We start from the raw sequence: 758 nt of genomic DNA on the forward strand, positions 1-758 counted from the left end.
CAAATGTTCCTTCTTCATTAAATTCCTTGTCTAATTTAATCTCTGAACCAGGAGCTGCTGTTGACTCTTCTGTTGGTGCCTGTGTTGGATCAGCTGTTGGTGCTTCCGTCGGATTTTCTGTAGGTACGTCTGTCGGAGCAACTGTTGGTGCTTCTGTTGGTTTTTCTGTAGGTGTAACTGTTGGTGTATCACCATCATCTGTTCCATTTTCATTTTTTATAATAACAGTTGCTGTTCCACCTGCATATTCAATTTCAACAGTGTTTGTTTTCTTTGTCATCGCTGAAAGGAAAACAATAACTCCTGCTCCCTGAATTTTTGTAACTTCATCACCTGTTTTTCCATTAACTGCAACTGAGCTGATTCCTGCCGGTACATTTACATATATACCTTTTTCAGGCGACCAATCCGGCTGCTGAATATTATTAACTGTTGCTGTTGTTGAATCGTCATATGAGAATCCATCCCCTAAGTCTATCCAAACCTTTACTGAAGGATCTCTTGTTGTTGTTTCCCCTTCATCTTCTATTTTTAATGTTGCATTTCCTGTAACAGTAGCTGAATTTTCTGTAGCTGTTGCGCTAACAACTATCTGATATTCTCCCACTGCCAATGTGCTTACCTCTGATAAAGGAATAAACATACCATGGGCATTTGTTCCGTCAATTTTTACACTTTTTCCATCTACTGTTGTTGTAATAGAAGCAGCATCTACTTCTGTACCCCATGCAAAATGGATTCTTGCCTTGTCAAATATT

At 39.1% G+C, this 758-nt stretch carries 1 pseudogene; it reads right to left on the reverse strand.

Annotated elements, in window-relative coordinates:
* Positions 1 to 758: pseudogene (locus tag DWW68_RS13280) on the reverse strand (PT domain-containing protein); the annotation flags it as partial.

It is taken from the genome of Eubacterium sp. AF16-48, from assembly GCF_003479405.1.
In the GTDB taxonomy this organism is placed as follows: Bacteria; Bacillota; Clostridia; order Lachnospirales; family Lachnospiraceae; genus Eubacterium_G; species Eubacterium_G segne.